Annotated in this window: 12 protein-coding genes; 4 read left to right on the forward strand and 8 right to left on the reverse strand. The window is 72.0% G+C overall.

Annotation, left to right across the window (positions count from 1 at the left end; translation table 11 throughout):
• Window positions 1-762 (reverse strand): hypothetical protein (locus C5H89_RS17395; RefSeq protein WP_162799446.1); only part of this gene is annotated, 762 nt, incomplete at its 3' end.
• Window positions 763-912: 150 nt separating this feature from the next.
• Between C5H89_RS17395 and C5H89_RS17400 the strand changes: the two genes are divergently transcribed.
• The 3 genes from C5H89_RS17400 to C5H89_RS17410 all read left to right on the forward strand — a co-directional run bounded on the left by C5H89_RS17400 (window position 913) and on the right by C5H89_RS17410 (window position 3,683).
• The gene (locus C5H89_RS17400) at window positions 913-1,293 is read left to right on the forward strand and encodes a GntR family transcriptional regulator (protein WP_104108225.1); all 381 of its coding nucleotides are present in this window, start codon (window positions 913-915) and stop codon (window positions 1,291-1,293) included.
• Entirely contained in the window at window positions 1,290-2,228 is a 939-nt protein-coding gene (locus tag C5H89_RS17405; RefSeq protein ID WP_104108226.1) for a hypothetical protein, read from the forward strand. Before C5H89_RS17400 ends, C5H89_RS17405 begins: the two co-directional genes overlap by 4 nt.
• A 96-nt stretch (window positions 2,229-2,324) precedes the next feature.
• Window positions 2,325-3,683, forward strand: a complete 1,359-nt coding sequence (locus tag C5H89_RS17410; RefSeq protein ID WP_104108227.1) for an NYN domain-containing protein — start codon at window positions 2,325-2,327, stop codon at window positions 3,681-3,683.
• A gap of 10 nt (window positions 3,684-3,693) precedes the next feature.
• Here C5H89_RS17410 and C5H89_RS17415 read toward each other — a convergent pair whose 3' ends face one another.
• The 7 genes from C5H89_RS17415 to C5H89_RS17445 form a co-directional block, all read right to left on the reverse strand.
• Window positions 3,694-3,906 carry a hypothetical protein gene (locus C5H89_RS17415; RefSeq protein WP_104108228.1) on the reverse strand — a complete coding sequence of 71 codons (213 nt, stop codon included), beginning with the start codon at window positions 3,904-3,906 and terminating at the stop codon, window positions 3,694-3,696.
• A gap of 74 nt (window positions 3,907-3,980) precedes the next feature.
• Complete coding sequence (locus C5H89_RS17420) at window positions 3,981-5,210, reverse strand: S8 family serine peptidase (protein WP_104108229.1); 1,230 nt, start codon at window positions 5,208-5,210, stop codon at window positions 3,981-3,983.
• Window positions 5,210-6,607 carry a type VII secretion protein EccB gene (locus tag C5H89_RS17425; RefSeq protein WP_104108230.1) on the reverse strand — a complete coding sequence of 466 codons (1,398 nt, stop codon included), beginning with the start codon at window positions 6,605-6,607 and terminating at the stop codon, window positions 5,210-5,212. The genes C5H89_RS17420 and C5H89_RS17425 overlap by 1 nt, the downstream gene beginning before the upstream one ends.
• 3 nt (window positions 6,608-6,610) lie before the next feature.
• Entirely contained in the window at window positions 6,611-7,993 is a 1,383-nt protein-coding gene (eccD, locus tag C5H89_RS17430; RefSeq protein ID WP_104108231.1) for a type VII secretion integral membrane protein EccD, read from the reverse strand.
• Window positions 7,994-8,112: 119 nt separating this feature from the next.
• The gene (locus C5H89_RS17435; RefSeq protein WP_104108232.1) at window positions 8,113-8,406 is read right to left on the reverse strand and encodes a WXG100 family type VII secretion target; all 294 of its coding nucleotides are present in this window, start codon (window positions 8,404-8,406) and stop codon (window positions 8,113-8,115) included.
• A 25-nt stretch (window positions 8,407-8,431) separates the two neighbouring features.
• Window positions 8,432-8,749, reverse strand: a complete 318-nt coding sequence (locus C5H89_RS17440) for a WXG100 family type VII secretion target (protein ID WP_101525652.1) — start codon at window positions 8,747-8,749, stop codon at window positions 8,432-8,434.
• A gap of 139 nt (window positions 8,750-8,888) precedes the next feature.
• Complete coding sequence (locus C5H89_RS17445) at window positions 8,889-10,259, reverse strand: hypothetical protein (RefSeq protein ID WP_104108233.1); 1,371 nt, start codon at window positions 10,257-10,259, stop codon at window positions 8,889-8,891.
• Between the two features lie 124 nt (window positions 10,260-10,383).
• On the opposite strand from C5H89_RS17445, the gene eccCa reads away from it, so the two are divergent.
• A complete protein-coding gene (eccCa, locus tag C5H89_RS17450; protein WP_240181937.1) occupies window positions 10,384-14,379 on the forward strand; it encodes a type VII secretion protein EccCa in 3,996 nt (1,331 codons plus the stop codon).
• The last annotated feature ends 67 nt before the right edge of the window (window positions 14,380-14,446 follow it).

The raw sequence follows: 14,446 nt of genomic DNA on the forward strand, positions 1-14,446 counted from the left end.
CGCGGTCGGGACCCCGCCGGGGGTGGAGCTAGAGGTCTGGTCGAAACGGATCCGGAAGCCGTCGGACACGTCGGTGACCAGCTTCTTGAGGGTGCCGATGGCGAGCGACTCGTTGACCTTGACGACCCCGTCCACGGTCAGCGACACCGTGCCAGTGGCGCCCGTCTCGGAGCCGTCGGTGAGCGCGTAGGTGGCCGAGAGGCTCTTGCACTTCCTGCCGAGGGTGTACTCGACGTACGCGGGCGTGCCGGGCGTCTCGGTGGTCAGGCTCGCCGAGTAGTACTCAGCACCGACCATCGCGCCTGTGTTGCCGTCGATGTTCACCTTGGGACCGGAAGTCCGCTGGACGAGCTTCTCCCAGCGGTAGACGGTGACCTCGAGCTCCTTGCTGACTCCCGCCTTGACGTTGCCGGAGGCCGGCTTCACCACGCGATAGAAACGGAGCCCCGGGGTGCCCGGGTCGTCGGAGAGCAGGAAGCGCCCGTTCTTCTTGACCTTGACGTCGTCCGTCTTCTTCCACGTGGTCCTGCCGTCCAGACGCTGCTGAAGAATGATCTTCTGGCCGGCGGCCTTCGGGGTGACCTTGCCCGAGACCTTGATGACGTCCTCCTTGGCGACGGCGGTCGAGGAGCTGATCGAGGCCTTCACCTTGTACGTGGCTGCGGCGCGGGGCGCTACCTCGGCGCCGGCGGAAAGGGTGGCTGCCACGGACAGTGGCATCGCAGCCACGACGAGCGCGGCCAGCGTGGTGGTGAGTTTCATGAGACTTCCTCCGTGTGTGTCGTTCGATGCGGCCTCGTGGGCCCCTCGGACATGAGACTCGCAGCATGTCGGGAAAGTTGTGTCCCATCTCGGCGGCACGGGGGGCCACCCACCTATCCCTGAATCGTTTGTTCTAGTACGATGCAAACTATGTTGATCCGTCTCGACCCGCACAGCAGTGCGGGTCTCGCCGACCAGATCGCCGGGCAGGTACGCCGCGCCATCGCCACCGGTGGACTCGCACCGGGCGAGAAGCTGCCACCGGCCCGGGAGCTGGCCGCCGGACTCGACGTCAACATGCACACCGTGCTGCGGGCCTACGCCGTCCTGCGGGACGAGGGACTGCTGGAGGTACGACGGGGCCGGGGGGTCCACGTCCGCACCGACGCCGGGCCCACCGAGAGCACGACCCCCGGCGTCCAGCTCGGCGCCCAGCTGCTGGAGCAGGTGCACGAGCTGGTGCGCAGCGCCGCTCGCATGGGCCTGTCCCGCGAGCAGCTCATCGACGAGATCCGAAAGGTCCAACCATGACCAAGACCCCGCGCGTCGCGGTGGCGGCGACGATCCTCCTGGCCGCCCCGCTCGCGGTCCTGTTCCTGTGGATCCGGTACGCGAACGCGGTGCCGGACCCGGTGCCCACGCACTGGGACGGCACCGACGAGGTCGACGGCACCACGTCCCTGACGGCGTTCACCCTGGGCGCGGGCGGAGTCGCGACGGTCGGCTCGCTGGTCGGTCTGGCCGTGCTCGCAGCCCGCGCCCACCTGCGGATCACCGAGGTCGCCGTGGCCGCCGGCTGGCTGGCCTGGCTGCTGCCGAGCGTCTACCTCACGGTGATGGTCAACGCCCGCGGCGCGACCTCGGCGGGCGAAGTGCACCTGGGCTACCAGTGGGTGGCCGTGGTGCTGGTCGTTCCAGTGGCGGCCGCGGCCGCCATCTGGTGGCTCCTCCCCCGCCAGAGCGGTGAGGTCCCGGTCGGACCTCCGCACTCGAGCCTCACCCTGGGCGAGGACGAGCGGGTCGTCTGGGTCGGGCAGGCGCGCTCGCGGGTGCTGCTCGGTCTCGCCTCGGTGGCCGCGACCGCTGGCGCCGTCCTGACGATCTGGTCCTCCTTCGCCGGCCTGACCACTCTCGGCGTGGCACTGCTGCTCTCGCTCATGCACTACCTGACGGTGCGCGTGGACCGGGAGGCGGTGACCGTCACCTGGGGACCCCTCCGCTTCCTGCGCCACCGGCTGCCGCTGGACACCCTCGCCGGCGCGAGGATCGAGCAGATCGAGCCATTGCGCTGGGGTGGCTGGGGCTACCGGGTGAGCACCCGGGGCCGCGCGGCCGTGGTCCGTCGGGGATCGGGCCTGGTGCTCACGCTGCGCACCGGCTCCGAGTTCGCGGTGACGGTGGACCGTCCCGAGGGGGCGGTCGAGCTGGTCAACGCACTGCTGGCGGACCGGCGTACCGTCGGCTAGACCAGCTCGCCCATCGGAGCCGGAGCCCTAGTGCCGCCCGGGCCGCGAACACCGCCTATTGCCAGGGTCGAGGCGCCTGGGGATTACGCTCCCAGAATGGCTGGAACAAATTCCCCGAAGCTCGCGGTGCTCATCGATGCCGACAACACGACTCCCTCGATCATCGCCGACCTGTTGGCGGAGATCGCGAAGTACGGCACTGCGACCGTCAAGCGGGCGTACGGCGACTGGACGACGCCGCGGCTGTCCGGATGGAAGGACGCGAACAACTCCCACGCGATCCAGCCCATGCAGCAGTTCAGCTACACCACCGGCAAGAACGCCACCGACAGTGCGCTGATCATCGACGCGATGGACCTGCTCTACACCGGCAACCTCGACGGCTTCTGCCTGGTCTCCTCCGACAGCGACTTCACCAAGCTCGCCTCCCGGCTGCGCGAGTCCGGGATGACCGTCTACGGATTCGGCGAGCCCAAGACCCCCAAGCCCCTGGTGGCCGCCTGCGACAAGTTCGTCTACCTCGACGTCCTGCGCACCAAGGAGAAGGCCCAGCAGCCCGAGGCCGGCTCCTCCTCCTCCCCCGCCGCCCCCAAGCGCCGCAGCCCCAACGAGCTGCACAAGGACCGCAAGCTCGTGCAGCTGCTGCGCGACGGCATCGACGCCAACTCCGACGACGACGGCTGGGCCGCACTGGGCGGCGTGGGCTCGCACGTGGCCAAGCAGGCGCCGGACTTCGACTCCCGCAACTGGGGCTACAGCAAGCTGGTCGACCTGATCAGCGAGATCGGTCTCTTCGAGGTGCAGCGCATCGCCGGCCAGCAGGTCCGGGTTCGGGAGCGTCAGGCCGACAGGTCGGACAAGCAGGACCGGTCCGAGAAGAACGAGCCCCAGGCAGAGCGGGCGAGCGAGAAGCCCGCCACCCGGTCGAGCCGGTCGTCGCGACGTGGGCACGCCGAGGACGCACCTGCGGCACCTGCCAGCGAGTCCACCAGCGCCCCGGAGCAGGCCTCGGTCGGCGCCTCGAGCACCCCCGCCAGCACCCCGGTCGAGGTGCCGGCCCCCGAGGCCGACTCCGCCCCGACGACGCCCACCCGCAAGACCCGCACCCGCAAGTCGGCCAGCCGCCAGGCAGGCGCGCCGTCCGCCGAGTCCGCACCCGTGACCGCTCCAGACCCCACCCCCGAGGCCACCCCCGACGCCGAGGCCCCGGCACAGGCACCGGAGGCAACGGCACCGCCGGCCAAGAAGACCGCGCGCAAGCGCGCCGCCTCCAGCCGCACGACCAAGAGGGCCGCGGCCAAGCCCGACGCGGTCAGCGCCGAGCCCAGCACGGCCCCGGCTGCTCCCTCAGCAGCCGAGGCCGGCGAGCAGGCACCCGCCAAGCAGGTCGCCCGGAAGAAGACCGTGACCCGCAACGCCGTGAAGACGGTTCAGGCCTCGACTCCCGCCGAGTGACCGGCCGGGGTCACTTCGAGGGCTGCGGCAGCTTCACGTCGTCGCACTTGATCTTGGGGTTGGCGCCCAGGTAGTTCAGTGGCCCCGCCACGATCGTGAGGGCGGTGTCACCCGCGGACTTGCAGCTCACGTCGCGGTCGTCGCCGAAGTAGCCGCGCTGGAAGGCGGCGATGCAGCCGATGACGAGCCATACGACGACGATGATCCCGATGGTGCTTCTCATGGTGCCTGCTTCCTCTAAGGGTGACCCCGCCCAGGAGTGTTACCCCCAAGTACCGGAGTTGGAAACCCCTCGTCTCAGGACAGCCGGCGCAGCAGGGGACGCGTCACGAATGCCAGGGCGACCACGGCCCCCAGCACCAGGGCGAACCAGAGCAGCATGTGGCGCGACGGGCCGTGCACGTCCTCCCGCACCGGCGCCGGAGGTGCCGTGGCGTCGGACCGTGGCTCCGCCTCGCTCCGGGAAAGCCGTCCGTTGCGGCGGGGCGCCAGCTGGTGGGTCAGGGCGTCGGCTGCCTGGACCACGCCCGCCCCGGTCCACGGGTTGGGTCGCAGGTCGGATCCCTCGGCGGTGCGGACCAGGCGCGCCACGACCTGCTTGGCGGTCTCCCGTGGGAAGCGGGCGCGCAGCAGGGCGACCACGCCGCTGACCTGCGCGGCGGCGTAGGAGGTGGCGATCTCCTCACTGACCTGGCACTTCTGGCCGTTGAGGTTGATCGAGAGGGCACCGAGGGTGGGGGCGGCCACGTCGGTCTGCTTGTTGGGCCGGACGTAGGGGCGCAGGTCGGTGTCGCCGCCGGGACCGACCGCGCTGACGCCCAGCACGCCCGGGTAGTCGGCGGGGTAGACCTCCGCGTCGCTGTCGAGGGTGCCCGGATAGGCGCTGCTCTCCTCGGCCGGCGCGTTCCCGGCTGCTGCCACCACCACGACGTCCCGCTTCTGCAGGCGCTTGATCGCCGCCTTCAGGACAGGGTCCGGCAGGGGCATGGTGAGCGAGATGTTGACGACCCGGAAGGGGATCCGCCCGTGCAGGTCGGCGAGCCGGTTGAGGCCGGCGGCCAGGGAGGTGGAGGTGACCGGGCGCTCGCCCTCCTCGACGTCGGGGTCGTTCTTGTCCAGCACCCGCATCGACAGGATGCGTGCGTCGGGCGCGACACCGTGCTCGCCGGCGATCAGCCCCGCCACGATGGAGCCGTGCCCCGACAGCAGCGGGCCGCCGAAGCCCGGGACGGACTCCTGCACCACGTCCATCCCCAGCCCGGCCCCCACGCCGCTGTCGACCACCGCGACGGTGACGCCGGCGCCCCGGGTGATGCGGTGCGCCTGGGCCACGTGCATCCGCACCGCCGGCGCGCTCTGCTCTGCCACGGTGTCGATGCTCCGTGGTGTCGCCATCACGATCTGCGGGTCGCACGGGTTCTCGCCCTCGTCGGTGGCCGACGCGGCCGGCGCGAGCCAGACGGACCCCAGCCCGGCCAGCACCAGCGCCGCCGAGCCCGCAACCCAGCGCCTGGGCGCCGGAGCCATCACTGGACCGCCGCGTCGTCGCTGGCGTCCTCGGGCAGCCGCCGCGCAGCGTTGACCGAGAGCTCGACACCGTCGGAGAAGAAGCTCATCCACGAGTCCGGGACCACGGGGGCGTCCACCTCGCCGTAACCGATGAACTCGGCGACCGAGGGCCCGACGAGCGCGTACTTGGCGCCCTTGGCGTCCACCACGAACGGCGACCCGGAGTCTGTGGTCAGGTCCGCGCCGGAGAGGACGTAGGCGCCACCCGAGGGCTCCACGTCCACGTCCTTGCTGCCTGGCCGCAGGCTCTCGGCGCTCGCGTCCTCGCCCGGCTGGTCTGCCAGCACCACGAAGCTGGCGCCGTCCTCCTCCTGGAGCAGGCCGCACATCTCGCCGTCCGTCACCGGCGTCGGGCGCAGGCTCGGCCACTCGACCGGGTGGTCGGGCGGGTCGAAGTCGGCCGAGAGCGCGGAGGAGAGCTCCTTGGGGGGTGCCACCAGGGCTGAGTAGACCAGCGCGGGGAACTCGCTCAGCCGCTGCGGGGAGTCGTCCCCGAGCAGGTAGTAGCCGCCCTCGGGGGTCTGCACCAGGTCACCGACGAGGAAGCCGGTGAGGTCGGTGCGCAGGCCGGGGTAGGTCGCCGCCCGGCCGGTGTCGGCGACGCCGAAGGCCTGCCGGGTCAGCGCCGGGCCGAGCGGGAAGAGGTTGAGCCACTCGTCGCTGACCTCGGGCGCCAGGGAGCTGGCCCCGAACCCCAGGGCGTCGAGCAGCGTCGACTGCGCGGTCGGGTTGGCGGGCAGCTCGAACCGGTACGCCGGGCCGCCGGGGCTCTGGGCGATCAGCCAGGTGAGCCGGTCGCCGGTGCGCACCACGAACGCTCCGCCGCTGCGCTCGGTGACGTCGGGCTCGGCAGCGACGTTGATCTTCACCCCACGGCCCTCGGCGGTGCAGGCGGTCCAGCCGGTCTGGATCAAGGCATCCCCGGGGGGAAGCCCGGCCGGCGCGCTCTCGATCCCGAGGTCGGAGCCGAGCGCGACCGAGCGGATGTACTTGTCCTTGACCGAGAAGACCTCGGGCTCGGCGGTGCCCAGGAGCAGCTGGCCGGAGATGAAGTTGGGGACGCGCTGGATGGCGGCGTCGTCCCCACCGCTGAGCACGACGTACTGGTCGCCGGTGTCCTTGGAGATGATGAAGCTGCCCTCGGACTTCCAGTTGGAGTCCGGACGCCCGCCCAGGAACCCGGCCACTCCGCCGCCGGCGCACAGCAGCACCGCCAGCGCGACCCCGCCGACCAGGCTCTTGGTGGGCTTCGTCGGCTCGACCTCGCGCCCGCCCGGGGCGCCACTGAGGAAGGCGGTGACCAGCCGGCGACGGCTGAACTGGTAGGCCTCGACGAGCTCCTTCTTCGTGGCCACGACTCAGCCCCTGATCCGCTCGAAGAGGCCCACGGCCAGCACCAGCAGCGGCAGCAGCGAGAGCAGCGCGACGCTCTCCACCACGTCGCCGATCCGGCCGCGGCGCACCGAGGCGGACGGCGGGGCCAGGGTCATCACCAGCAGCACCGCACCCACCACCGCCAGCACGATGGCCGAGGCGGCGCGCCAGTCGGAGTGCAGGAACAGCACCGAGACCGCGACCGCGACCAGGCCCGCGATGCCCGAGACCAGACCGGCCAGCACCTCGGAGCCGGTGCGGTACTGACGGGTGCGGAGCATCACGGCCACCGAGCTCATCACCACCAGGAGGGTCCCGGAGATCCCCAGGCCGACCGCCAGCGGCGCCACCAGCACCAGCAGGGCGCCCACCGTGGCGGCGACGGCCAGCAGGATCTCGTGCGCGACCCGGGCGTCGGCGGCGACCCGGTCGCGGTCGATCTCGTCGGGGCCCGCGGTCACGTCGGCGAGGGTGTAGATCTGCTCGACCTTGGTGCCGGTGGCGCCCAGCGCCAGCCAGGGGAAGACGTTGCCCAGGACCACCACGACGGTGAGCATCACGGTCATGACCACGGCCGGGTCGGCGTCGAGCAGCATGATCACCGTGCCGGCGGCGGCGACGAGCGCGCCGAGCACCACGGCCGGGATGATCAGGACACGACCCTCGTCCAGACCGACCGCGGCGACCGCGCCCGTGGCCAGCACGGCGACGCCGGCGCACACCAGGGGCAGGCCGAGGAGGCCGTCCGGCAGCGGCCACTGCCACGACCCGAGGTCGTCGGGCGCGAGCACCAGACCGGCCACCGCGGCGTACACGCACGCGAGCAGCGCGACCGTGACGGCCGCCTGGGGCTCGTCCTGGGCCCGGGCCAGGACCACCGCGCCGGTGACCATCAGGCCGGCGATCACGGCTGCCGCGACCCCGCCCAGCAGGGTGTCGCCGTGCATGAGCAGCGCGACCGCGCCCAGCACGAGGAGCAGCGAGGCCGCCCACAGGGCGGTACGGCGGCCAGCGGCGGGCTCCCACGGGCTCAGCTCGTGCTCCACGACGTCCGCCATCGCCTCGACCACGTCGTCGTACACGCGCTGTGGCTCGTCGCGGTAGCCGGCGGCCACCGCCAGCACCCCGCCGTCCTCCACGCCCTGGATGGAGAGGCCCGCGTCGTTGCTGAGCTGGCGCCCGTCCTGGGTGACCAGGCGGTAGCCGCCGTAGACGGTGGAGGCGTCCAGCAGCCCGACGCTGCGGGCCAGCTCCGGCACCAGCTCGGCCACCGGGACGGCCGAGGGCAGCACCAGGTCGACCCGCCTGGACCCCGAGGTCACCGTCACGCGCACCAGTCCTGAGGTGCTGGCTGCCGTCTGGCTCATCTCGTCATCCCCACTCGTCGATCCACAACCCGCTGACGTTCGGGCCAACCATAAGGGCACCGACGGACACAAGGAGGCCGACCGCCCCTACGGACGGTCGGCCTCCTTTGTGTGGCTGATCAGGCGAAGCGACCGGCGCCTCGGGCGTCGGCGTTCTTGTACTCGGTGTTGGACTCGCCCACGGCGACCGAGACCTGCTCGAGGAGCTGGATCATCTCGGCGATCGCCTTGTCCCACTGGGTCTTCGCCACGTGGTAGGACTCCTTGGCCGAACCGGTCCAGTCCGACTGGAGGGGCTTGAGCTGGCCCTCGAGGTCGTTGAGGCGGTTGTCGATCTTGCCGGCGTAGGTCTTGAGGTCGGCCGCAGCCTGCTCGAGGATGCCGTGGTTGACGCGGATGCCGTCGAAAGACATGTCTGTTCTCCCTGGTCTCTCGGCGTCAGCCGAGGCGGTTCATGAGGTTGGAGGAAGCCTGGGCCTGGGCCTCGTCAGTGGCCTTGTTGTCCTTGTCCGTCTGCTGCAGGGACTGCTCGAAGTTGTCGAGCGCGCTGACGATCTTGTTCTGCTTCTCCTGCCAGGCGGTGTGCAGCTGGTGGAACGCGGTGGCTCCCTGGCCGCCCCACTGCTGCCCCATCCCGGCGATGCGGTCACTCAGACCCTTGCAGAGCTGCGTGACCTCGCTGCGGGCCGAGTTCACGGCCGTCGCTGCGTCGATCAAGGACCTTTCGCGGGCTGAGAGCCCCGAAGATTCAGACATGACTTTCCTTCCCCCTCTGCGGTTCTCGCCGCAAAGCTTCTTGTGGATGGCAGGCCTTGTGGCCTCCCGCCTGGTTCTCGGGGAGACGTCCCGACCCCCCGGACAACGCTGATCTACCCCGGGGCAGACGCGGTAAACATCAAGAGTTCATTTCCCAGAAGAATCGGAAGAGCCCCGAGGCGACGACCAAGGCGGCGATCCCGAAGGAACCGCACAGCGTCTCGGCCACCTCGGCCTTGCGCGCCCACCACACCGAGCGCCACCCACGGCCGGTCGCCACCGCGGCGGTCAGGGTGATCGCCCCGAGCAGCACGCTGAGCACCACCACGGTCACCAGCCAGCCCGGGCTCGCGGCGCCGAGCACCTCGACCGCGAACAGGCCCAGGCACCACAGGCCGGCCAGCCGCAGCAGCGCCTGCGCCGTGCGGTGCCGGTAGCTGCGGGCGGCGAAGAGGATCGCACCGCCCGCGCACAGCAGCAGCACCCGGGCACCGATCAGGTCGACGTCGACCACCGCGGTCTGGAGCAGCTGGGGCGCCGCGACCACCAGCACCACCAGGACGGCGGCCGCCGCCGCGGTCACGGTGCGGGTACCCCGCCCGACCAGCACCTTGACCGCGGAGTCCGGCACCACCATGCGGCCGCGGCGACCCTTGCCGCCCCGGTCCCGGGCGGACCAGGCGGTCACCGCGAGCTTGTCCAGGTCCAGCAGCGCCTGGTCGGGTACGTCGATCGCGAACGACGGCGCCGCGCGGGCGGCCAGCATGGCCAGCACCACCAGCACCGCCCAGGCCACCCGGGCGTCCAGCTCCAGCAGCGGTACGGCGCCGCACACGCACGTGACCATCACCCCGGCCACCATCCAGACCACCAGCTCCTGGTCCTCGTCCTCGCCCAGGGCCCGGGAGACGGCGGCCAGCGCGACGGCGGCCAGCGCGCACGCCGCGAGCACCGCCGGCGCCTGGTAGATGCCCTCGCCGGCCAGCAGCGCCCAGGCAGCACCGGCCCCGAACGCCGGCGCGGCGACCTGGCGGTGACGCGCCCTCCGCCCGCCGGGGAACGAGGCGAGCAGCCCGGAGACGAGCAGCACCGCGGCGACGGCGTACCGCAGGTCCTCCGACTCGGCGTGGCCACCGAACCACCCGGCCAGGACGGCCGCGAGCGCCGCGGCGACCGCTCCGGCCACCGCACCCGGGCCCGGCCGGTCGGAGTCGAACGGTGACCGCTCGCCGGCCTGGGCCGCCCGCCCCCGGTGGAACCCGGTGACGGCGATGACCACGTCGCCGGACTCCAGCCCGACGTCGGCCAGCGGCCGGTCCGCGACCACGAGCTCGCCCAGGGCGGTCTGGATCAGCGGGATGGCCGGCAGCCTGGCCTCCGTGGCGTAGGCGCGGGCGACGTCGTGCGCGGTGGCACCCGAGGGCACGACCAGGTCGAGCACGCCGACGGGGCCGTGGACGCTCAGCAGGATCGTGCGCGCCTGCTCCAGGCCCGCCCTGGTCTCGCTCATCTGGCCCCCTCGCCTCGTCCGCACCGCAGGGTAGTCGCTCACCGGCCTTGCCGCAGGTGGCACGGGGGTCGTCAAGTCCGCCTATCATCATCGCGACCACGACACGGGTCGACGAGGGGGACGCTTGAGCACCGCACTGCGCAACGGGCACCGACTGGAGGCCCCGGAGATGCCCGGCGGCCAGATCGTGCTGCAGCCGCCGCCGGAACTGCAGGTCAACGAGGGGGCCTCGGGCGTCCTGATGAACGCCATCCCGATGCTCGGCAGCCTCGGCTCGATCGTGCTCGTGGCCACCATGGGCGGCGGCGGTGCCGGCCGGGGACGCAGCTTCCTGGCCGCCGGCATGTTCCTCTTCGCCACCCTGGGGTTCATCGTCGTCCAGATCGACCGGCAGCGGAAGCAGCGGGCCCAGCAGGTCACCGGCTCGCGCACCGAGTACCTGCGCTACCTCTCCGGGATCCGCAAGGTGGCCCGCGACGCCGCGGCCCAGCAGCGCCGCGCGCTCACCTGGAACCACCCCGAGCCCACCGCGCTGCCCTCGCTGGCCGAGGAGCGCACCCGGGTCTGGGAGCACGGTCCGGGAGATCCGCACTTCCTGCACGTGCGCTACGGGCTCTGCGCCCAGCCGTTGTCGCTGGAGCTGATCCCGCCGGAGAGCGCCCCGGTCGACCAGGTCGACCCGGCCGCAGCCTCCGCGCTGCACCGGCTGCTGGTGGTGCACCGCACCCAGCCCAACCTCCCGGCCTCGCTGGACCTGCGCGCCTTCGACCGCGTGGAGGTCTGTGGCCCCGAGGACGAGGCTCGGTCCGCGGCCCGGGCGATGATCTGCTCCGCCACCGCCTTCCACAACCCCGAGCAGCTGATCGTGGCGGTGCTGTGCTCCGAGCCCAACCTGACCCACTGGGACTGGGTCAAGTGGCTGCCGCACGCCCAGAGCGCCCAGGAGTCCGACGCGGTCGGACCGATGCGCATGGTCAGCACCTCGCTGGAGGACCTCGGCGCGCTGCTGCCGCCGGACCTCAACGACCGTCCCCGGTTCGGCGCCGACGAGCGCCCGGCGACCCCGCACATCCTGCTGGTCATCGACGGCGGCCACCTCCCGCCCGGCAACCACGTGGTGCCGCCCGACGGGCTGCACGGCGTGACGCTGCTCGACCTGCCCGCGCGCTGGGACGAGCTCGAGGACGCCAGCCGGCTGCGGCTGGAGTTCACCGACGCCCCGACCTCGCAGGACAAGTGCCCGGTGCTGGCCCTGCGGCTGCGCGAGGAGCCGGTCAAGGCGCTGGTCGACCAGTGCGACCTGGCGACCGCCGAGGCGTTCGCCCGTCGTCTCTCACCCCTGCACGTGGTCTCCACCGGCTCGGACGAGGGCAGCACCGACATCAGCGGCCCGTCGGACTTCATGGAGCTGCTCGGGATGGGCGACGTCCACACCTTCGACCCCACCACGTCGTGGCGCCCCCGCCCGGCCCGCGACCGGCTGCGGGTGCCGATCGGCCTGGGCGACGGTGGCTCGCTGATCCACATGGACATCAAGGAGTCCGCCCAGCAGGGCATGGGCCCGCATGGGCTGGTGATCGGCGCCACCGGGTCCGGCAAGTCGGAGTTCCTGCGCACCCTGGTGCTCGGCCTCGCCATGACGCACCCGCCGGAGCAGCTCAACATGGTGCTCGTCGACTTCAAGGGCGGGGCGACCTTCGCGGGCATGTCGGAGATGCCGCACGTCTCCGCGGTGATCACCAACCTCTCCGAGGAGCTCACCCTCGTCGACCGCATGCAGGACGCCCTGTCCGGTGAGATGGTGCGCCGCCAGGAGCTGCTCCGCGCCGCCGGCAACTACGCCTCGATCCGCGACTACGAGAAGGCCCGGGCCGCCGGTGAGGACCTCGCTCCCCTGCCGTCGCTGTTCATCTGCGTCGACGAGTTCTCCGAGATGCTCACCGCCAAGCCGGAGTTCATCGACCTGTTCGTGGCCATCGGCCGCCTGGGCCGCTCCATGGGCATCCACCTGCTCCTGGCCTCCCAGCGCCTGGAGGAGGGACGGCTGCGGGGCCTGGAGTCCCACCTGTCCTACCGGGTGGGTCTGCGCACCTTCTCCGCCGGGGAGTCCCGCACCGTCCTGGGCGTCCCCGACGCCTACGAGCTGCCGGCGGTGCCGGGTCTGGGCTACCTCAAGCCCGACCAGTCCACGCTGCTGCGCTTCAAGGCCGCCTACGTCTCCGGCCCGCCGGCCGGGCGCACCCGGGTGATCCGGGACGAGGGCGGCCACGTCCGCGGCATCCTGCCCTTCTCGATCGCCGAGGTGCAGGCCCTGGAGCCGCTGGAGGCCGAGGTCGAGGAGGCCCCGGCCCCCAAGAGCCAGCAGGGCGAGGCGCCGTCGCTGCTCGACATCGCGGTCGAGCGGATGGTGGGCCACGGCTCCCCGGCCCACCAGGTGTGGCTGCCGCCGCTGGACGTGCCCGACACCCTCGACGACCTGATGCCCGACCTGGTCGAGGACCCGCAGCTGGGTCTGGTCTCGCCGCACTGGCGGGGCATCAAGGGCCTCGTGGTGCCGCTGGGCACGGTCGACCGGCCGCGCGAGCAGCGCCGCGACACCCTGACCCTGAACCTCACCGGCGCCGCCGGTCACGTGGCTGTGGTCGGTGGACCGCGCACGGGCAAGAGCACGATGCTGCGCTCGATCGTCACCAGCCTGTCGCTGACCACCACTCCCCTGGAGTCGCAGTTCTTCGTCCTCGACTTCGGTGGCGGCACGTTCGCCCCGCTGGCCCGGCTGCCCCACGTCTCCGGGGTCGGCTCGCGCGCCGAGCCGGACGTCGTACGCCGGATCATGGCCGAGGTCAGCGGCATCGTGGACCGACGCGAGGCCTACTTCCGCGAGCAGGGCATCGACTCGATCGAGACCTACCGCGACCGACGGGCCCAGGGCGCAGCGGACGACGGCTACGGCGACGTCTACCTGGTCATCGACGGCTGGGGCACGTTGCGTGCTGAGTTCGACGACCTGGAGATGGAGATCCAGCAGCTGGCCGGCCGCGGGCTGACCTTCGGCCTGCACCTGGTCACCGCCGCCAGCCGGTGGGCCGACTTCCGCGCCGCGATGCGCGACATCCTCGGCTCACGGCTCGAGCTGCGCCTCGGCGACCCGCTCGACTCCGAGATCGACCGCAAGGTCGCCGCCCTGGTGCCGGCCGGACGCCCCGGCCGAGGCCTGGTGCCGGGCAAGCTGCACTTCCTGGGCGCGTTGCCCAGGATCGACGGCAAGCCGTCCCCGGACTCCCTGGGCCCCGGGGTCGACCACCTGATCGAGCGCGTCACCGCCGCCTGGCACGGCCCGGCCGGACCCAAGCTGCGTCTGCTCCCCGAGCGCATCACCCTGGACCAGATCCGCGAGGACGCGGCCCGGCGCGGCCAGGTGGGCCGCGAGCTCATCCTGGGCATCAACGAGAAGGAGCTGGCCCCGGTCACCCTGGACACCGACGCCGAGCAGCACCTGCTCATCTTCGGCGACGGCCAGTCCGGCAAGAGCGCGCTGCTGCGCAACTACCTGCAGGAGGTCATGCGCACCCGGACCCCCAAGGAGGCGCAGATCGTCGTCGTGGACTACCGGCGAGCGCTGCTGGGCGAGGTTCCCGAGGAGTACCTGCTCAACTACCTCACCAGCGCCACCCAGGCGGCGCCCGCGCTGACCGACCTGGCGGCGTACCTGCAGAACCGGCTCCCCGGCCCCGACGTCACCCCGGAGCAGCTGCGCACCCGCACCTGGTGGACCGGCGCCGAGGTCTTCGTGGTGATCGACGACTACGACCTGGTCGCCACCTCGCAGAACTCGCCCGCCCAGGTGCTGCAGCCACTGCTGGCCCAGGCGCGGGACACCGGGCTGCACGTGGTCGTGGCCCGACGCGCGGGTGGTGCGTCCCGCGCACTGTACGAGCCGGTGATCCAGTCGCTGCGGGACCTGGCGATGCCGGGCATCATGCTCTCGGGTCCCCGTGACGAGGGCGTGCTGATCGGCAACGTGCGCCCGCAGCAGGCCGAGCCCGGGCGGGCCCGGATGGTCACCCGGGACCGGGGCACCGAGGTCGTCCAGCTCGCGTGGACCGAGCCGACGATGTGAGTCCGACCGGCTCGTAGCGGCGGCTGCGGAGGCCAGACCTCAGTGATCTGGCAGCCGTTGCCGCGGA

It is taken from the genome of Nocardioides sp. 616 (assembly GCF_002930065.1).
Taxonomy (GTDB): Bacteria; Actinomycetota; Actinomycetes; order Propionibacteriales; family Nocardioidaceae; genus Nocardioides; species Nocardioides houyundeii.

What these genes read in the sequence shown, in the direction of transcription:
- C5H89_RS17400 (WP_104108225.1), top strand. Translation starts at nt 913, where the DNA reads ATGTTGATCCGTCTCGACCCGCACAGCAGTGCGGGTCTCGCCGACCAG.
- C5H89_RS17405 (WP_104108226.1), top strand. Translation starts at nt 1,290, where the DNA reads ATGACCAAGACCCCGCGCGTCGCGGTGGCGGCGACGATCCTCCTGGCC.
- C5H89_RS17410 (WP_104108227.1), top strand. Translation starts at nt 2,325, where the DNA reads ATGGCTGGAACAAATTCCCCGAAGCTCGCGGTGCTCATCGATGCCGAC.
- C5H89_RS17415 (WP_104108228.1), bottom strand. Translation starts at nt 3,906, where the DNA reads ATGAGAAGCACCATCGGGATCATCGTCGTCGTATGGCTCGTCATCGGC.
- C5H89_RS17420 (WP_104108229.1), bottom strand. Translation starts at nt 5,210, where the DNA reads ATGGCTCCGGCGCCCAGGCGCTGGGTTGCGGGCTCGGCGGCGCTGGTG.
- eccD (WP_104108231.1), bottom strand. Translation starts at nt 7,993, where the DNA reads ATGAGCCAGACGGCAGCCAGCACCTCAGGACTGGTGCGCGTGACGGTG.
- C5H89_RS17435 (WP_104108232.1), bottom strand. Translation starts at nt 8,406, where the DNA reads ATGTCTTTCGACGGCATCCGCGTCAACCACGGCATCCTCGAGCAGGCT.
- C5H89_RS17440 (WP_101525652.1), bottom strand. Translation starts at nt 8,749, where the DNA reads ATGTCTGAATCTTCGGGGCTCTCAGCCCGCGAAAGGTCCTTGATCGAC.
- C5H89_RS17445 (WP_104108233.1), bottom strand. Translation starts at nt 10,259, where the DNA reads ATGAGCGAGACCAGGGCGGGCCTGGAGCAGGCGCGCACGATCCTGCTG.